17 protein-coding genes are annotated in these 16,069 nt (G+C 60.4%); 10 read left to right on the plus strand and 7 right to left on the minus strand.

The annotated features are described in order from the left end of the window. Positions 1-210 precede the first annotated feature (210 nt). The 3 genes from ACR0LI_RS04200 to ACR0LI_RS04210 are packed head-to-tail and all read left to right on the plus strand — an operon-like array spanning position 211 to position 3,218. A complete protein-coding gene (locus ACR0LI_RS04200; protein ID WP_480619565.1) occupies positions 211-1,677 on the plus strand; it encodes a leucyl aminopeptidase in 1,467 nt (488 codons plus the stop codon). A gap of 4 nt (positions 1,678-1,681) precedes the next feature. Further along, complete coding sequence (locus tag ACR0LI_RS04205; RefSeq protein WP_480490355.1) at positions 1,682-2,140, plus strand: DNA polymerase III subunit chi; 459 nt, start codon at positions 1,682-1,684, stop codon at positions 2,138-2,140. Between the two features lie 31 nt (positions 2,141-2,171). After that, positions 2,172-3,218, plus strand: a complete 1,047-nt coding sequence (locus tag ACR0LI_RS04210) for an aldo/keto reductase (RefSeq protein ID WP_210092454.1) — start codon at positions 2,172-2,174, stop codon at positions 3,216-3,218. Positions 3,219-3,294: 76 nt separating this feature from the next. Here ACR0LI_RS04210 and ACR0LI_RS04215 read toward each other — a convergent pair whose 3' ends face one another. Beyond that, on the minus strand, positions 3,295-4,281 hold the full coding sequence (locus ACR0LI_RS04215; RefSeq protein WP_171631997.1) for a GlxA family transcriptional regulator: 987 nt from the start codon (positions 4,279-4,281) through the stop codon (positions 3,295-3,297). A gap of 133 nt (positions 4,282-4,414) precedes the next feature. On the opposite strand from ACR0LI_RS04215, the gene bcoG reads away from it, so the two are divergent. The 4 genes from bcoG to ACR0LI_RS04235 all read left to right on the plus strand — a co-directional run bounded on the left by bcoG (position 4,415) and on the right by ACR0LI_RS04235 (position 7,938). Next, entirely contained in the window at positions 4,415-5,329 is a 915-nt protein-coding gene (gene bcoG / locus ACR0LI_RS04220) for a 3-dehydrocarnitine:acetyl-CoA trimethylamine transferase BcoG (protein ID WP_171631999.1), read from the plus strand. A 61-nt stretch (positions 5,330-5,390) separates the two neighbouring features. Continuing rightward, the gene (locus tag ACR0LI_RS04225) at positions 5,391-5,708 is read left to right on the plus strand and encodes a hypothetical protein (RefSeq protein ID WP_171723142.1); all 318 of its coding nucleotides are present in this window, start codon (positions 5,391-5,393) and stop codon (positions 5,706-5,708) included. Positions 5,709-5,716: 8 nt separating this feature from the next. Beyond that, positions 5,717-7,183, plus strand: a complete 1,467-nt coding sequence (locus ACR0LI_RS04230; protein ID WP_480718057.1) for a carnitine 3-dehydrogenase — start codon at positions 5,717-5,719, stop codon at positions 7,181-7,183. A 47-nt stretch (positions 7,184-7,230) separates the two neighbouring features. After that, on the plus strand, positions 7,231-7,938 hold the full coding sequence (locus tag ACR0LI_RS04235) for an SDR family oxidoreductase (RefSeq protein ID WP_480488152.1): 708 nt from the start codon (positions 7,231-7,233) through the stop codon (positions 7,936-7,938). 1 nt (position 7,939) lies between these two features. Here the strand turns inward: ACR0LI_RS04235 and ACR0LI_RS04240 are convergent, their stop codons facing one another. After that, complete coding sequence (locus tag ACR0LI_RS04240) at positions 7,940-8,122, minus strand: hypothetical protein (protein WP_117868740.1); 183 nt, start codon at positions 8,120-8,122, stop codon at positions 7,940-7,942. Positions 8,123-8,201: 79 nt separating this feature from the next. Beyond that, entirely contained in the window at positions 8,202-9,071 is an 870-nt protein-coding gene (locus ACR0LI_RS04245; protein ID WP_480718058.1) for a helix-turn-helix domain-containing protein, read from the minus strand. 108 nt (positions 9,072-9,179) lie between these two features. Here ACR0LI_RS04245 and ACR0LI_RS04250 point away from each other — a divergent pair, with 108 nt between their 5' ends. Genes ACR0LI_RS04250 through ACR0LI_RS04260 form a run of 3 tightly spaced genes read left to right on the plus strand, consistent with a single transcriptional unit; the run spans position 9,180 to position 11,202 of the window. Further along, positions 9,180-9,383, plus strand: a complete 204-nt coding sequence (locus tag ACR0LI_RS04250) for a DUF2061 domain-containing protein (protein ID WP_171167827.1) — start codon at positions 9,180-9,182, stop codon at positions 9,381-9,383. Further along, entirely contained in the window at positions 9,376-10,278 is a 903-nt protein-coding gene (locus ACR0LI_RS04255) for a fatty acid desaturase (protein WP_480718059.1), read from the plus strand. Before ACR0LI_RS04250 ends, ACR0LI_RS04255 begins: the two co-directional genes overlap by 8 nt. Before the next feature lie 21 nt (positions 10,279-10,299). Then, positions 10,300-11,202: an EamA family transporter gene (locus ACR0LI_RS04260; RefSeq protein WP_171328171.1), complete on the plus strand. Its 903-nt coding sequence runs from the start codon at positions 10,300-10,302 to the stop codon at positions 11,200-11,202. Here ACR0LI_RS04260 and ACR0LI_RS04265 read toward each other — a convergent pair. From ACR0LI_RS04265 to ACR0LI_RS04280, 4 genes are all read right to left on the minus strand, one after another. After that, positions 11,199-12,545 (minus strand): DEAD/DEAH box helicase, encoded by a 1,347-nt coding sequence (locus ACR0LI_RS04265; RefSeq protein WP_171632019.1) that lies wholly within the window; start codon positions 12,543-12,545, stop codon positions 11,199-11,201. The two genes, ACR0LI_RS04260 and ACR0LI_RS04265, sit on opposite strands and share 4 nt — an antisense overlap. Positions 12,546-12,730: 185 nt before the next feature. After that, a complete protein-coding gene (locus ACR0LI_RS04270) occupies positions 12,731-13,660 on the minus strand; it encodes a glycosyltransferase family 2 protein (protein ID WP_245223405.1) in 930 nt (309 codons plus the stop codon). Beyond that, complete coding sequence (locus ACR0LI_RS04275) at positions 13,657-14,400, minus strand: hypothetical protein (RefSeq protein ID WP_480718060.1); 744 nt, start codon at positions 14,398-14,400, stop codon at positions 13,657-13,659. The genes ACR0LI_RS04270 and ACR0LI_RS04275 overlap by 4 nt, the downstream gene beginning before the upstream one ends. A 49-nt stretch (positions 14,401-14,449) precedes the next feature. Next, positions 14,450-16,054 carry a peptide chain release factor 3 gene (locus ACR0LI_RS04280; protein WP_210092799.1) on the minus strand — a complete coding sequence of 535 codons (1,605 nt, stop codon included), beginning with the start codon at positions 16,052-16,054 and terminating at the stop codon, positions 14,450-14,452. Between the last annotated feature and the right edge of the window lie 15 nt (positions 16,055-16,069).

Here is a 16,069-nt window from a genome sequence, read left to right on the forward strand (position 1 = left end):
CTTTTGCGCCGGAAAACGGGCCGAAATCGCGCATGCATGTCTTCCTGCGCGACGGCGTATGCCTGCCCTCTCGTGTCACGTCTTTCTCCCCCGAGCCTGCCGGTTATTTTTGCGGGACCTTACTGCAATTGAAACGCGGGGAAAACTGCTATCTGGTCAAGTCGGGCGGCGCGGGCTAGGTCTTGGGGAACAGAATTCGAGGAGTTTGCAATGAGCAGTCTGATACCGGTCCGCTTTCAGGAGTTTGACTTGGATGCGATGGCGCAGGCCGAAGGGCGGGTGGCCATCATCATTTCGTCGGACGGAAAAATGAACCCTGCGGCGCGCCGGGCCAATCGCCTGACGAAAGGCGCTGTGGCGCGGCTTGTCGAAAGTGAGAAATTCGGAAAGTCCAAGACCGGCGATGTTATCTCGATGGCCTGGCCGGCTGGGATGGCGGCCGAAGCGCTGGACGTCGTGGTGCTGCCGCGCCGCCCGGAAGCCGATGAGGCCCGCAAGGCTGGTGCCGCGTTGGTCAAATCAGCGGGTGGCAAGGACATGCTGGTGATGATCGGCAATCAGGCGCAGACCGAAAACCTGGCCCTTGGCATGGTGCTGCGCAGTTATGATTTCAACGCGCACAAAACCAAGGACAGCGAAGGCAGCGGTTCGATTACGATAGGACATTCGAAACCCAAGGAAGCCGAAGCAGAGTTTGCACCGCTATACGCGATTGCCGACGGTGTGCGGATGACGCGTGATCTGACCAACGAACCTGCAAATGTTCTGACGACCACGGAATTTGCCGATCGTCTTGTCGAGATGCAGGAGCTGGGCCTGGAAGTCGAAGTTCTGGAAGAGGACAAGCTGGCTGAACTGGGCATGCGCACTTTGTTGAGCGTCGGGCAGGGCTCTGCCAGCCCGTCCAAAGTCGTCGTGATGCATTGGAATGGTGGCGACAAGGACGATGCGCCCTTGGCTTTGGTGGGCAAGGGCGTGGTTTTCGACACAGGTGGCATTTCGCTGAAACCGGCCGGTGGCATGGAAGACATGACCATGGACATGGGCGGCGCGGGCGTTGTCGCGGGCACGATGCGTGCGCTGGCCAAGCGCAAGGCCAAGGCCAATGTTGTGGGCCTTGTCGGGCTGGTCGAGAACATGCCTTCGGGCAATGCCACCCGTCCGGGCGATGTGGTCAAGTCGATGAAAGGCGACACGGTCGAGATCATCAACACCGATGCCGAAGGCCGTTTGGTTCTGTGCGACGTGATGTGGTACGCGCAGGAGCGGTTCAATCCGGTGGGCATGATCGATCTGGCCACCCTGACCGGAGCGATCATCATCGGGCTGGGTCATGAGAATGCAGGTGTGTTTTCCAACAATGACACATTCTGTGACGCCTTCCTGAAATCGGCCCGGGCCGAGGATGAAGGCGCGTGGCGGATGCCGTTGGGCGATGCCTATGACAAGCTGCTCAAATCGCGCATCGCCGACATGAAAAACGTCGGTGGCCGTCCGGCGGGCTCGATCACGGCGGCGCAGTTTCTGCAACGTTTCGTGAAAGAGGATACACCCTGGATCCATCTGGATATCGCGGGTGTGGCCTCGGTGGCGTCCGAGACATCCTATGCGCCCAAAGGTGCTACGGGCTGGGGTGTGCGCGCGCTGAGCCGGTTCGTGCAGGACAATTTCGAGTAAGCGAATGGGTGCTGTCTATTTCTACCATCTGACCCGCAAGCCGCTGGAGCACACCTTGCCTGTGCTGCTGGACAAGGCGCGACAGGCCGGGTGGAAGATTGCCGTGCGGGGCACCGAACCCGCACGGATGGACTGGCTGGATGAAAAGCTGTGGCTGGGCCCCGAGGACGGGTTCCTGCCGCATGGTCGCGAAGGCGGCCCGCATGACGCCGAGCAGCCGATCCTTCTGACCACCAGCGCCGAGGCCCCCAACGGCGCGGTGTGTGTCATGGCGGTGGACGGCGCGCCGGTCGAACCCGAAGAAGTGTCGGCTCTGGAGCGGGTTTGCATTCTGTTCGACGGCAATGACGACATGGCCGTGCAGCACGCGCGCGGGCAGTGGAAGGCGCTGACCGGCGCCGGATGCGCCGCGCAATACTGGTCGGAGGAGTCCGGGCGGTGGGAAAAGAAGGCCGAAGCCTGACGGGCTGTGCCATTTATCAGGAGATTTGAGGATGCAGATGAAGCCTCTGGGCCGCACCGGGATTGTCGTGAGCGATCTTTGCCTCGGGACGATGACGTTCGGGACGCAGACCTCGGAATCGGATGCGCACCGGCAGATGGACATGGCGCTGGACGCGGGGATCAACTTTGTGGATGCCGCCGAGATGTATCCGGTGAATCCTGTCGCCAAAGAGACAATTGGTCGTACCGAAGAAATTCTTGGAAACTGGAACGCCGCAAATTCGTCGCGCCGGGCGGATTTCGTATTGGCGACCAAGCATTCGGGTGAGGGGTTGTCATATGTTCGCGACGGTGCGCCGATCACGGCCAAGACCATTCCTGAGGCCATCGAAGGGTCTTTGCGGCGTTTGCAGACGGATTACATCGATCTCTACCAGTTCCACTGGCCCAATCGCGGCAGCTATATGTTCCGTCAAAACTGGGATTATGCGCCTTCGGGCCACAATACTGCGGACGTTCTGGAAAATATGCAGGAGTGTCTGGGGGCCTTGCAGGTTCAGGTGGACAAAGGCAACATCTGCGCTTTTGGTCTGTCGAATGAAAGCGCATGGGGTACGGCGCAGTGGCTGAGACTGGCCGAACAGACGGGCACACCGCGAGCGGCGTCCGTGCAGAATGAGTATTCGTTGCTGTGCCGTCTGTTCGATACCGACATGGCCGAGCTGAGCGTACATGAAGATGTCGGCCTGATGGCGTTTTCACCCCTGGGCACCGGGCTGCTGACCGGGAAATATCAGGGCGGGGCCGTGCCGGACGGCTCTCGTATGTCGCTTTCGCCTCAATTGGGCGGGCGCAAGTCTGACCGGGTTTTTGATGCGGTCGCGGCCTATATGGATGTTGCCGCGCGACATGGCCTGAATCCGACCCATATGGCGCTGGCCTGGTGCCGCTCGCGACCATTCATGATGTCGGCGATTTTTGGCGCGACCACGGTCGCGCAGCTTGAACACGTATTGGCCGGTGCGGATTTGACGTTGTCAAACGAGGTGCTGGCCGAGTTGGACGCTGTCCACAAGGCGCACCCGATGCCGTACTGAGGCGAGGGGGCTCTGCCCCCGGCACGCTGCGCGTGCCTCCCCCGGGATATTTCTGGCCAGATGAAGTTGGATCCGGTCAGTGATGGGTGGGGTGCGCGCGCTCTTGCCTGAGGTCGCGTGCCGATTGACCGTGGGCGGTGCGGAAAGCGCGGGCAAAGCTGGATTGCGAGGAAAAACCGGTGGCCAGCGCGACATCCATCAGTGGAAGGTCGGTGTCGGTGACCAGACGGCGGGCCTCGGCCAGGCGCAGTTGCAGATAGTGATCCTGCGGCGTGGTGTTCAGGCGAAGGCGGAACTGTTGTTGCAGGGTGCGCGGGCTGGTGCCCAGCTGGTCAGCGATATGGGCCAGTGGCAGGGGGTCATCCAGGGATGCCTGCATCAGCGAATTCGCCTTTGACGTCAGCGCGGTGTGGCGGTGTGGTGCGCCGGTGCGGCTTTGCGGTGTGCCCGGGTCCGGCGCGCCATCATAGAGGAACAGGCCCGAGACACGGGATGCGAAACCCGCGCCATGACGGGCGGCGATGATGTGCAGCATCATCTCGACAGCGGGAATCGCGCCGCCAGAGGTCAGGCGACCGTCCGAGACAGTAAAGCGGTCGGGGCGCACGTCGACGTCGGGGAAGCGGGAAGCGAAATTTTGCAGGTCTTCCCAGTGGGTCGTCGCAGGGTGACCGTCCAGCAGCCCTGCCTCGGCCAGCAGCCAGGGGCCGCCGTCAATCCCGGCCATCGTCGCCCCGGTACCGGCAATGCGGCGCAGCCCGGCCAGCAGGCTGGGAGTGGCGTGGCGGGCCAGTTGGAAGCCCGCGACGACAATCATAAGGTCGCAGCCTTGCAGGCGAGAGAGCGGGATGCCGGGCACTTGCAGGGCGCTTGTCAGCATCGCGGGTTCGGCTGTGGCGGTCACATAATCCCAGTCAAAGGCGGGCCGGTCCGCCAGACGGTTGGCGGCGCGCATCGGATCGACCGCCGAGGCGAAGCTGAGCGTGTTGCATTCATCCAGCACCAGAACGGCGGTTTTCAGGGCCCGATGTTCGGGTTGCAGTATGTTTTTTGCGGATTGCATCAAGTTCGATTCGCATTCTGCCAAGTGGTTTTCCCAAAGCTGCGCCAGAGTCGGGGCAGAACGCAAATCGGAATCCGGGGAGAAGCTTGGGGAAAACCCAAGGCAAAACCGGGTATAACTTGGGGAAAACGCCATGCCTCTGGAAATGAACCGCGAAGTCTTCATCACCTGCGCCGTGACCGGCTCGGGCGGGACACAGGATCGCAGCCCTCATGTGCCACGTTCACCGAAGCAAATTGCCGACAGTGCGATTGCCGCCGCGAAGGCAGGTGCGGCCGTGGTGCACTGCCATGTGCGCGACCCCGAAACAGGCGCCCCGTCGCGCGATCTGGCGCTGTATCGTGAGGTGACCGATCGGATTCGGGATGCCGAGGTGGACGCAGTGCTGAACCTTACGGCTGGCATGGGCGGAGACATGGTGTTCGGCGGCATCGAAAATCCGCTGCCACTGGCCCAGGCAGGAACAGATCTGGTTGGCGCGACCGAGCGTGTGGCGCATGTGGCCGAATGTCTGCCCGAAATCTGCACGCTGGATTGCGGCACGATGAACTTTGCCGAGGCGGATTACGTCATGACCAACACGCCCGGCGCGTTGCGGGCTATGGGGCAGATGATGACCGATTTGGGCGTGAAACCCGAGATCGAGGCCTTTGACACCGGCCATCTGTGGTTTGCCAAGCAACTGGTGAAAGAGGGAATTCTGGAACCCAACGCCCTGGTTCAACTGTGCATGGGCGTGCCGTGGGGCGCGCCGGATGATCTGAACACCTTCATGGCGATGGTAAACAACGTGCCCGATGACTGGACCTTCAGCGCGTTCTCGCTGGGGCGGCATCAGATGGCCTATGTGGCGGCCTCGGTGCTGGCGGGCGGCAATGTGCGCGTGGGGCTCGAGGACAACCTGTGGCTGGACAAGGGTGTGCTGGCCGAAAACTGGCAATTGGTCGAACGCGCAGGCACCATCATCGAGAACATGGGCGCGCGGGTGATCGGGCCGCAGGAAGTGCGTGAGAAGCTGGGGCTGGTCAAACGGGCGCCCAAAGGTTGACCTGTTTGCGTCCCTTGCCATGACCGGTAAGTGCAGGGGTGCCAGCAAAAGGAAGTGAGCAATGCGATCGGTGCTTGTAATCTGCGCGACGGTTCTGGCCGTATGTCTGCCCCGGGTCGGGGTGGCACAGACCGCGGAAGACCCTTTGGCCCGCAAGGACTGCGAAGCCAAAGGGGGAAGCTATGAGAAGGGCGGGCGGATACGGCAGTTTATCTGCTTTGAACCTTTGCCCGACGCTGGAAGCTCCTGTGAAAAAGCCTCTGACTGCGCAGGGTTCTGCCTGTCGGACACCAAACAATGCAGCGCGGTGACACCGCAATTCGGATGCATTCCGCATTTGGATGAGGCGGGGCGCGCGCAGGTAATCTGTATCGATTAGAGGACAGCATGACAAAGACGGCAGCAATTATCGGGGGCGGTGTCATCGGCGGCGGATGGGCCGCACGGTTCCTGCTCAATGGCTGGGACGTTCGGGTGTTCGACCCGGACCCTGAAGCAGAACGCAAAATAGGCGAAGTGCTGGACAATGCGCGGCGATCCCTGCCGGGGCTGAGTGACGTTCCATTACCGGCCGAGGGCGCGCTGAGCTTTCATGGTGACATGGCCGACGCCGTACAGGGCGCGACGTGGATCCAGGAAAGCGTGCCAGAGCGGCTGGACTTGAAGCTGAAGGTTTACAAGGGCTTGCAAGAGGACTGTGATCCAGATGCGATCATCGGGTCATCGACCAGCGGGTTCAAACCATCCGAGCTTCAGGACGGTGCTTTGCGGCCCGAACAGATCGTCGTGACGCACCCGTTCAACCCAGTCTATCTGCTGCCGCTGATCGAGCTGGTGCCGACCGACAAAAACCCACCGGAGATGATTGAACGGGCCAGGGAATTGCTGACCTCGGTTGGTTTCTTTCCGCTGCATGTCAAGAAAGAGATCGACGCGCATATCGCCGACCGCTTTCTGGAAGCCGTCTGGCGCGAGGCGCTCTGGCTGGTCAAGGATGGCATTGCCACCACCGAAGAAATCGACGAGGCGATCCGAATGGGCTTTGGCATCCGCTGGGCACAGATGGGATTGTTCGAAACCTACCGCGTGGCCGGAGGTGAAGCGGGAATGCGGCACTTCATGGCTCAGTTCGGGCCAGCCTTGAAATGGCCCTGGACCAAACTGATGGACGTGCCGGAATTCACCGATGAACTGGTCGACCTGATCGCCGATCAGTCAGACGCGCAATCCGGAATGCATTCAATCCGGGAACTGGAACGCATTCGCGACAACAATCTTGTTGGCATGATGCGGGCCCTCAAGGCGCAGAATTATGGTGCGGGGGCGGTGCTGAACCAGCATGATGCGCTGTTGAAACCGGGTGCCCTGCCGTCGCTGGATCAGGCGGATCTGAGCCAGCCGATCCTGACCCTGTCCCGCGCCGTTCCATTGGACTGGACGGATTACAACGGCCACATGAACGAAGCCAAGTATCTGGAAGCCTTTGCGGCCGCCACGGACCGTTTAATGGAGATCATCGGTTGCGATATGGAGTATATCGCGTCAGGTGGCAGCTATTTCACTGCCGAGAACCACATCCGTTACATCGACGAGGTCCATGCAGGGGCGAAGATCGACGTGCGCACGCAGATGCTGTTGGGGCAGGGCAAGAAGCTGCATGTCTTTCACAGCATGTATGAAGGCGACAAGCTGTTGGCCACGGGCGAGAGCTTTCTGCTGCACGTCAGCCTTGAAACCCGCCGTCCCAGCCCGCCGTCGCCCAGGATCGAAGCCGCGATGGCGCGGATTGCCGAGGCACAGGCCGGTTTGCCTTACCCTGAAGGGGCGGGTGCTGCCATTCGGACGCCATCGTGACCCGGCGCGTATTGGTAACGGCTGGGGCATCGGGTGTCGGTCATGCCATGGCCGCGGCGTTTGACGCTGCTGGCTATGATGTCTGGGTGACGGATATTGACCAGTCAGCCCTGGATATCTTGCCCGACCATTGGGTGGTGCGCAGGGCTGATGTGACAAATGAGGCCGACATGAGAGCGGTGTTTCAGGCTGTCGGGGCCGCAGGCGGGCTGGATGTTCTGTGCGCAAATGCCGGAATCGCCGGGCCGACCAGCGCGATCGAGGATATCGATCTGGATGCATGGCGCGCCTGCGTCGCGGTCAATCTGGACGGGGCCTTTTTGGCCGCCAAGCACGCAGCCCCTATGATGAAGTCGGCGCGGGCGGGCAGCATCATTCTGACCTCTTCGACCGCCGGTCAGTACGGCTATCCGTTCCGAGCGCCTTATGCCTCGGCCAAATGGGCGGTCATAGGGTTGATGAAAACGCTGGCGATGGAACTTGGGCCGCTGGGCATTCGCGCAAACGCCATTTGCCCGGGTGCCGTGGAGGGCCCGCGCATGGAAGGTGTCTTGGCCCGAGAGGCAGCCGCCAAAGGCATGACCCGCGATGAGGTCTATCAGGGCTATGCCTCGGGCACCTCTATGGGTCGCTTCGTGGAAGCGCAGGATATCGCCAATATGGCCGTCTTTCTGGCTTCGGACGCAGCGCGGCTGGTGTCTGGGCAGGTGATTGCGGTGGATGGGCACACGGTCAATCCCGACCCAAAACTGTAGGTCAGCCCTGATTTGGTCCTCGGATCTGGCGGATGGTCTGACGGACCGCCTGCCAATCCTGCGCCTCTTTCTGGTTTCCGGCGGCTTCGCATTCACGCATTTTCTGCGCGGCTTCCGCCTCGGCCCGGTCTCCGTGCGCGGCATACAGCGCGCGCGCGTATTGAGCGGTTTGAATTGCGTCCATTCCTGTGGTCCTCCGTTTGTGATCGGAATGCCCGTTGGTTCGCGCCAAGGGACGATAGCACAGGTTTTGCGCCGCTGCATCAATTCTTGCCGGATACAGCCGTTCTGAGTTGTCGCAAGTGGTCCGGGAAGTCGCGGGCGGCCACATCGGCCTCGCGCACAAGTGTGTCGAAGTGCCGTGAAAACGTCTCGATCCGGTCCCGGTCTCGGAACGCCATATAGTGACTGCCTGCATAAAAAACGCACAGCAGCGGCCCGAAAATCGTTACAGGGGCTGAATAAAGCCGTTTGGCATCGAACAGATAGACACGCATTCGGGGATAAAGCTGTTCACACAGCTCCAGCAGATGATTGATCTGCTCCTGACGAATTTCCGGGCAAAGGCCATGGTAATATCCCGTGCCGCTTGCAAAGCTTTCAATCTCGAACAATGGCATTGCAATTTCGTAATCAGACTGCGCACTGCGCATCCAGGCCAACCTGTCTTCGGACGCACCGATGGCCTGATCCGCCGTGCGCCCCAGATGGGGGGCATATTCCCACTCCAGCACCGCGCGCGTCTTGAGCATGTCGGGCAGGGTGGCGGGAACATAGCGGATCTTGTACCCGGCGGCTTCTTTGTGCCAGTCGAAAATCCGCTCATCGACCAGGGCGCGGGGCGCTTCGGTAATGGACAGGGAACTGGCCAGAATCTCTGCCGCGCTTTCCGGCCTGTCGGACAGGCCCAGCAACCAGTCGGCCGAAACGCCCAGTGCCGCGGCGCAGCCACCCACAACATGCGCATTGGGAAGACGCGCGCCATGATCGGTCAACAACTGAGATACGGTTGATCGGTCCACGCCGATATGGCGCGCAAGCGCGCTTTGGCTGACGTGACGGTCCTCCATCGCGCGGGCAAGGCGTAGGCGGAATTGAGCGGCGCGGTCGCGTTTGTCGATATTTTCCTGCATAAGATGAAAAATATCACAAGTGATGAGTTTTGTTAATCATATACAGAATTTTCAGCACGCGCACTGAACGGTAACCCCTTTGTAAAAGCAAAAAGAATGGGGTTCGAAATGGAAACGCGGCGAAGATCTGTCGTGAAAGCAATCGTGTGGAATGTCATGGGGCTGGCGACCATGACGCTGGTGGGCCTGATCGCCACAGGCTCGGCCGCCGTCGGCGGGGCATTGGCGCTGGTGAATACCGCCATCGGCCTGACGCTTTACATTGTCTATGAAAGAATTTGGGCCGGAGTTTCGTGGGGGCGCAATGGCTGAGCCCTCGACACCCAAGTCGCCCGAATGGGGTACATTTGCCCTGATCGTCGGCTGCTATGCCGCATGGCTGGTCGGGCTGTTCTGGTTGGCGGATGTTTCGCTGTGGTTGACGGCGCTGGTTTTGGGCTTTGTTGCCGCCCTGCATTCGTCTTTGACACACGAAGCCCTGCATGGGCACCCGTTCCGAGCCAAATGGCTGAATGAGGCGCTGATGGCGCTGCCGCTGACCTTGGCCATTCCGTATAACCGTTTTCGCGATCTGCATTTGGCGCATCATCAGGATGCCACTTTGACCGACCCGTATGACGACCCCGAATCCAACTATCTGGATCCCAAGGTTTGGGCGGACCTGCCGCGCGGCGTGCAGGCTGTGCTGGCCCTGAACAACACGCTTCTGGGGCGGATGGTTCTGGGTCCGGCCATTGGGCAGGTGCTGTTTCTGCGCGATGAATGGCGGGGGCTGCGGCGCGGCGACAGGGCGATCCTGCTGGCCTGGGCTTTGCATATCCCCGGCGCGGTTGCGGTGCTGTGGATCGTTGCACAATCGGCCATGCCGATCTGGGCCTATCTGATTTCGGCCTATATCGGGTTGGCGTTGCTGAAGATCCGCACGTTTCTGGAACACCGCGCGCACGAGAAGTCCCGCGCGCGGACCGTTATTATCGAAGACAGCGGGCCGTTGGCGTTTCTGTTTCTGAACAACAACCTGCATGTTGTACATCATATGAATCCCGCCGCGCCATGGTATCGGCTGCCGTCGTTGTATCGGGATGGCAAAAACAGGTATCTGGCCTGCAATGAGGCGTATGTTTACCGCTCTTATGCACAGATCTTCCGGCAGTACCTTCTACGCGCCAAGGACCCGGTGCCGCATCCGCTCTGGCCAAAGTCTTGATTTGACGACACAACAGGTGACATGAGTCTCTGGATCCCTGTCACCATCGCCGCCGCCAGTTTTCAGACTGTGCGGTTCATGCTGCAAAAATCCTTGAGCAGCGTGAAACTGTCCGCCGCCGGCGCGACTTTTGCGCGATTTGCGTATTCCATGCCGCTGGCCGTTGCCGGGCTGTTTGTGGCGATGCTGACAACGGGCGCCAGCTTGCCTCCGATTGGCGGAGTGTTCTGGCTGTACGCTGTCATCGGAGGCACGGCGCAAATCCTGGCGACGATCTGTGTTGTGGCGTTGTTCAAACAACGAAACTTTGCGGTCGGGATCACCTTCAAGAAAACCGAAGTCATTCAGACCGCGATCGTCGGATTTCTGGTTTTGGGCGACAGCGTTTCCAGCGGCGCGCTGGTTGCGATCTTGTTGGGGTTGATGGCGGTGCTTTTGCTGTCGAAAACCCCCGGAGGAGGCGGCGCCTGGTGGCGGCATCTGACCAACCGCGCGTCCCAATTGGGGCTTGGATCAGGGGTTTTGTTTGCGTTCTCCGCCGTCAGCTATCGCGGGGCCTCGTTGCAATTGGGTGACGTCGACGCCTGGTTCCGGGCATTGATCACCCTGGCCGCCGTCGTGACGTTTCAGTTCGTCAGCATGGGCCTGTGGCTGTTGTGGCGCGACCGGGCCGAACTGCGCGCGGTGTGGCAGACCCGATCCACCGGCGTGTTTGTCGGCCTGACCAGTCTGGGCGGTTCGTTTTGTTGGTTCTGGGCCTTCACCCTGCAAAACGCAGCCTATGTCAAAGCGCTGGGGCAGGTAGAGCTGATCTTCAGCCTGATGGCCTCGATCCTGTTTTTCCGCGAGACGATCACCCGGCGAGAAATCGCCGGGATGTTGCTGTTGGGTGTCTCTATACTGGCCTTGGTGCTGGCGATTTAGCCGGCACGACGCTCGTCAAAGCTCAGGGCAATAAAGCTGGGCAGGTGATCGCCCATACCCACCACGGCCCGGCCATTGTCTTCCTTGCGCCCACGGCCACGCCCTTTGGGCTCTCGCTCTTTCCGGGTGTCTTTCCTGGCTTCGGAGTCCCGGGCTTTTTTCTCGGGCTTCGGCTTTTCAGGCTTGGGCTCTTCCTTGACCGGATTGTCGATGCGCGGGATGTCCTTCTGGATCAGCTTTTCGATCGCAGCCAGGGCTTTTTCATCGCGGACCGAGCAGATCGTGATGGCCTTGCCTTCGCGCCCGGCGCGACCGGTGCGGCCGATACGGTGCACGTAATCTTCGGGGTGGCCGGGGACGTCGAAATTGAACACGTGGCTGACGGCTGGAACATCCAGACCGCGCGCAGCGACGTCGGACGCAACCAGCAGACGCAATGATCCGTCGCGGAACCCGTCCAGCGTCTTCATCCGCTGCGATTGGTCCAGATCGCCATGGATCGCCGCAGCGTCATAGCCGTATTTCTTCAGCGATTTCGCGCAGATATCAACATCTGTCTTGCGGTTGCAGAAGATGATTGCATTGGTGCACTTTTCGCCCTCTGCGTCGATCAAGGCGCGCAGCACGTTGCGTTTCTGGCTTGCTTCACGGTCCCGACGGCCGCCTTTGAACATGACAACGCCCTGTTCGATCGTCTCGGATGCGGTCGCTTGCCGGGCGACTTCAACCCGGGCAGGGGCGGACAGGAAAGTATCCGTGATGCGCTCGATCTCGGAAGCCATGGTCGCCGAGAAGAACAATGTCTGCCGCGTGAACGGCGTCAGCGAGAAGATGCGTTCGATATCAGGAATAAAGCCCATATCCAGCATCCGGTCGGCTTCGTCCACCACCATGATCTGAACACCGGTCAGCAGCAGCTTGCCACGTTCGAAATGGTCCAGCAGGCGGCCCGGAGTTGCGATCAGAACGTCGACGCCGCGGTCGATCAGCGCCTCTTGCTCTTTGAAGCTGACACCGCCGATCAACAACGCCTTGGTCAGTTTCAGGTGCTTTGTATAGGTGTCGAAATTCTCGGCCACCTGAGCAGCCAGTTCCCGCGTCGGACACAGGACCAGCGAGCGCGGCATGCGCGCGCGGGCGCGGCCACGGGCCAGCAGGGTGATCATCGGCAGTGTGAAGCTGGCGGTCTTGCCAGTGCCGGTCTGGGCAATCCCCAAGACATCACGGCCTTCCAGAGCGGGCGGAATCGCGCCTTCCTGGATCGGAGTGGGGGATTCGTATCCGGCCTCTTCAATGGCTTTGAGGACCTTCGGGTTTAGGTTCAGTTCGTTGAATTTTGTCATGTATGTCCGGTTTTTGCGGACACTTGACCAGGCCCGCGCGTCAAAGATGTGCCGGGCCCGGATGGCCATGCGCGTAATGCGACATTTCGGCTTGTACGCGGACATAACAAAAACGTTGATCGGGGTCAAATGAAGAGAATTTCACCTGTCCCTGCCTGTTGTCTGCGGTGAATTTCAGCAACAATTCAGCAACTTCCGGGAAAGTGTTTCTGTAGTTTTTCGTCCAGGTTCAAAGGGCGGTGGCGCAGCAGGCCGTGGCGTTCCAGGTTGGCGCGCACCTCTGCGTCCGCGCCGCTCATTTCATTGTAGAACGCGCGCAGCCCGTCCATGCCCTGTTCGGCCTCGATCCAGTTGAGCAGTTCATTCTTGTTCAGCCCGCCCTGTTCGCGCGGAACATTCGGAGCCATGCCGGCCTGATACGAGCCACGATCCATGCGGAACTGGTAATGTGCTATCCAGTGGTTCCAGTCCGGCGCATGACGATGGCACAGATCGATCTGGGCAAGCTCGAATTTGCAGGGCAGCAGCACCTTGTTCTGAAACAGGTTGTGGATGCGGATGCTTAGGTTTTTCAAGCCGGTGCGCACGAACAGCTTTCCCTGAACGTGACTCAGGAAACCGCCCATGACGAAGGCGCCGTAATTCGGGTAAATGGTCTCGACCAGCGCTTCGCGGTTCGGGCCACGCGGGATATGAGCTTTGTACAGGTCATCGCCCCCGGCCAAGGCCTCCAACGGGCGGACACGCACCGCGGGAACCGTGTCTGGAACATCGCGCAGAACATCAGAAATGGGGGCCGCCGGCCAAAGAAACTCATCCACATCGATATGTGTCAACCAATCCAGCCGGGTGTTTCGATAGGCAAAAGTGGCGTGAACCGACTGGCGCACCTGATGCTTTTCCGGTCGTGCGCGTCCGCGTTTTTCCCAAAAGGCGTCATCACAGTTACGGACCCGGACCTTGGGATGCATTCTCAGAGCCCTGAACGTGCGGCGGTTGGGTTCGTCCATGTAGATATACATGAAATCCGCCCCCAGTTCGAGGTGATGGGCCACGAACCGAAGGACGTCTTCGGTTGGTCCCCGGACCATGGACACAATGCCCCAGGTGGTCATTTGTGCGGTGCGCGGGCGTCGCGCATGCGTTTCAGGCGTCGAAAAAGTCCACCTGGGTCCTTGTTCAATTGGATCATCAGGTGATCCACCAGCGGCGCAATCGTGGGATCATTCATCGCCTTGGTCCAGATCGGAGCGATGAGATTGACGTCAAGCCCGCCTTTTTCAAAGGAAAAGCCTTTCATCTGATAGGGCAGCGGGACGTGGTTCCTGTCCTTGAACTGAAACGGCGTTTCCGGGGCCAGCCCCGAGAAGAGCCGCTCGAACTCATACAGCTTCATCATGCTGAAGAACACGCGCAAGGCATGTCCGACCTCGCGCTGTGTCGGCGTTTGACCGTGATCCGCAAAAGTCTGAACAGACGACACCAGCCAACGCAGGTCGAGGGCGGAAAGAAGATGGTCGGATTGTTCGTCCCACAACCGGCAGAACAGCGCAGGGGCCTGACGCGGAAAGGAGCGTTTTCTGAGGTTCGAGATCAGCTGGGCGTTCAGGAAGGCAAGCTCTGACTTTCCGACGAATTCCCGCGCGATCTGAACGCGTTTGCGATCCCAGGTGGTGCTGCGCCCGGGCGGCAATTCGGTGGCGGTGTTGGGCACGGTGAGCTTGGCCAGTTCTTCCAGATTGACGTCAAGCTCGGGCAGGGTCAGGGTGCCGAACTGAAACGGGCTGCGCCGGTTCTCATAGCTGTCCAGCATGTCGGGCAGGCCACCGGAATAGGTCAGTTGGTCGTCACTCATGCGCGCAGGATTGCACAGCCAAACCTGCCTGTGCAATCAGACAGTTGCCTCAGGTCATCATCTCTTTTGTCGCGGTCAGGTTCAGCGCGGGATAGTCACGGACCACCCGATCGATATCCCATTGCAGGCGGGTCAGATAGACGATGTCGCCGTCATGATCATGCGCGATGTGCTGCTTGTTGGCGTTGACGAACTTTTCGACCTCGGCCTTGTCACCACTTACCCAGCGGGCCGAGGTGAACTGCGATGCTTCGAACCGTACCGGCAGGCCATATTCCATCTCGATCCGGCTGGCGAGCACTTCGAACTGCAACGCGCCCACGACCCCCACTATAAAGCCCGAGCCGATCGAAGGCTTGAACACCTTGGCCGCACCTTCCTCGGCGAATTGCATCAGGGCTTTTTCCAGATGCTTGGCTTTCATCGGGTCGCCCGCGCGGACGCCTTGCAGAAGCTCCGGCGCGAACGACGGAATGCCGGTCACCCGCAGCGCTTCGCCTTCGGTCAGCGTGTCACCGATGCGCAGCTGCCCGTGGTTGGGAATGCCGATGATGTCACCGGCCCAGGCCTCTTCCGCCAACTCGCGGTCAGAGGCCAGGAACAATACGGGGTTCGAGATCGCCATCGGTTTCTTGCTGCGCACATGGGTCAGCTTCATGCCGCGCTTGAAGTGGCCGCTGGCCATGCGGACAAAGGCCACCCGGTCGCGGTGCTTGGGGTCCATGTTGGCCTGAACCTTGAAGACAAAGCCTGCAACTTTCTTTTCATCTGGGGAAATCTGGCGGGGTTCAGCGGATTGAACCTGTGGCTGCGGGCCATAGGCGCCGATGCCTTCCATCAGTTCCTTGACGCCGAACGAGTTGATGGCTGAGCCGAACCAGATCGGGGTCATGTGGCCTTCCAGAACGGCCTGCGGGTCAAGCGCGGGCAGCAGTTCGCGCGCCATCTCGACCTCTTCCAGCAGTTTGTCCAGCAGATGCTCGGGGACGTGTTCGGCCAGTTTGGGGTCGTCCAGCCCGTTGATCTCGATGCTTTCGGCCACCTTGTTGCGGTCGGCGCGGTCCATCAGTTCCAGCCGGTCGCGCAGCATGTCATAGCAGCCGATGAAGTCGCGCCCCACGCCGATGGGCCAGGCGGCGGGCGTGACGTCGATGGCCAACATTTCCTGAATTTCGTCGATGATCTCGAACGTGTCGCGGCTTTCGCGGTCCATCTTGTTACAGAAGGTCAGGATCGGCAGATCGCGCAGGCGGCAGACCTCGAACAGTTTCTGCGTCTGGCTTTCCACACCTTTCGCGCCGTCGATCACCATGACGGCCGCGTCCACGGCTGTCAGCGTGCGATAGGTGTCTTCCGAGAAATCGCTGTGGCCGGGTGTATCCACCAGGTTGAACCGGAAGTTCCCATAGTCGAACGACATCGCTGAGGCCGAGACCGAGATGCCGCGATCCTTTTCCATCTGCATGAAGTCCGACCGGGTCCGCCGCGCCTCGCCCTTGGCACGCACCTGACCGGCCATCTGAATCGCGCCCCCGTACAGCAGGAACTTTTCCGTCAGCGTAGTCTTTCCCGCATCAGGGTGCGAGATGATGGCGAATGTCCGGCGCCGGGCGATCTCGGGCGGCAGGGTGGGTTGGTTCGAGGTATCAAGCATGAGCGCGCGTATATG

Source organism: Ruegeria sp. CL7, assembly GCF_056536445.1.

Excerpts from the sequence above, each read along its gene's own strand:
- ACR0LI_RS04200 (WP_480619565.1), top strand. The coding sequence starts at position 211 with ATGAGCAGTCTGATACCGGTCCGCTTTCAGGAGTTTGACTTGGATGCG.
- ACR0LI_RS04205 (WP_480490355.1), top strand. The coding sequence starts at position 1,682 with ATGGGTGCTGTCTATTTCTACCATCTGACCCGCAAGCCGCTGGAGCAC.
- ACR0LI_RS04210 (WP_210092454.1), top strand. The coding sequence starts at position 2,172 with ATGCAGATGAAGCCTCTGGGCCGCACCGGGATTGTCGTGAGCGATCTT.
- ACR0LI_RS04215 (WP_171631997.1), bottom strand. The coding sequence starts at position 4,281 with ATGCAATCCGCAAAAAACATACTGCAACCCGAACATCGGGCCCTGAAA.
- bcoG (WP_171631999.1), top strand. The coding sequence starts at position 4,415 with ATGCCTCTGGAAATGAACCGCGAAGTCTTCATCACCTGCGCCGTGACC.
- ACR0LI_RS04225 (WP_171723142.1), top strand. The coding sequence starts at position 5,391 with ATGCGATCGGTGCTTGTAATCTGCGCGACGGTTCTGGCCGTATGTCTG.
- ACR0LI_RS04230 (WP_480718057.1), top strand. The coding sequence starts at position 5,717 with ATGACAAAGACGGCAGCAATTATCGGGGGCGGTGTCATCGGCGGCGGA.
- ACR0LI_RS04235 (WP_480488152.1), top strand. The coding sequence starts at position 7,231 with ATGGCCGCGGCGTTTGACGCTGCTGGCTATGATGTCTGGGTGACGGAT.
- ACR0LI_RS04240 (WP_117868740.1), bottom strand. The coding sequence starts at position 8,122 with ATGGACGCAATTCAAACCGCTCAATACGCGCGCGCGCTGTATGCCGCG.
- ACR0LI_RS04245 (WP_480718058.1), bottom strand. The coding sequence starts at position 9,071 with ATGCAGGAAAATATCGACAAACGCGACCGCGCCGCTCAATTCCGCCTA.
- ACR0LI_RS04250 (WP_171167827.1), top strand. The coding sequence starts at position 9,180 with ATGGAAACGCGGCGAAGATCTGTCGTGAAAGCAATCGTGTGGAATGTC.
- ACR0LI_RS04255 (WP_480718059.1), top strand. The coding sequence starts at position 9,376 with ATGGCTGAGCCCTCGACACCCAAGTCGCCCGAATGGGGTACATTTGCC.
- ACR0LI_RS04260 (WP_171328171.1), top strand. The coding sequence starts at position 10,300 with ATGAGTCTCTGGATCCCTGTCACCATCGCCGCCGCCAGTTTTCAGACT.
- ACR0LI_RS04265 (WP_171632019.1), bottom strand. The coding sequence starts at position 12,545 with ATGACAAAATTCAACGAACTGAACCTAAACCCGAAGGTCCTCAAAGCC.
- ACR0LI_RS04270 (WP_245223405.1), bottom strand. The coding sequence starts at position 13,660 with ATGACCACCTGGGGCATTGTGTCCATGGTCCGGGGACCAACCGAAGAC.
- ACR0LI_RS04275 (WP_480718060.1), bottom strand. The coding sequence starts at position 14,400 with ATGAGTGACGACCAACTGACCTATTCCGGTGGCCTGCCCGACATGCTG.
- ACR0LI_RS04280 (WP_210092799.1), bottom strand. The coding sequence starts at position 16,054 with ATGCTTGATACCTCGAACCAACCCACCCTGCCGCCCGAGATCGCCCGG.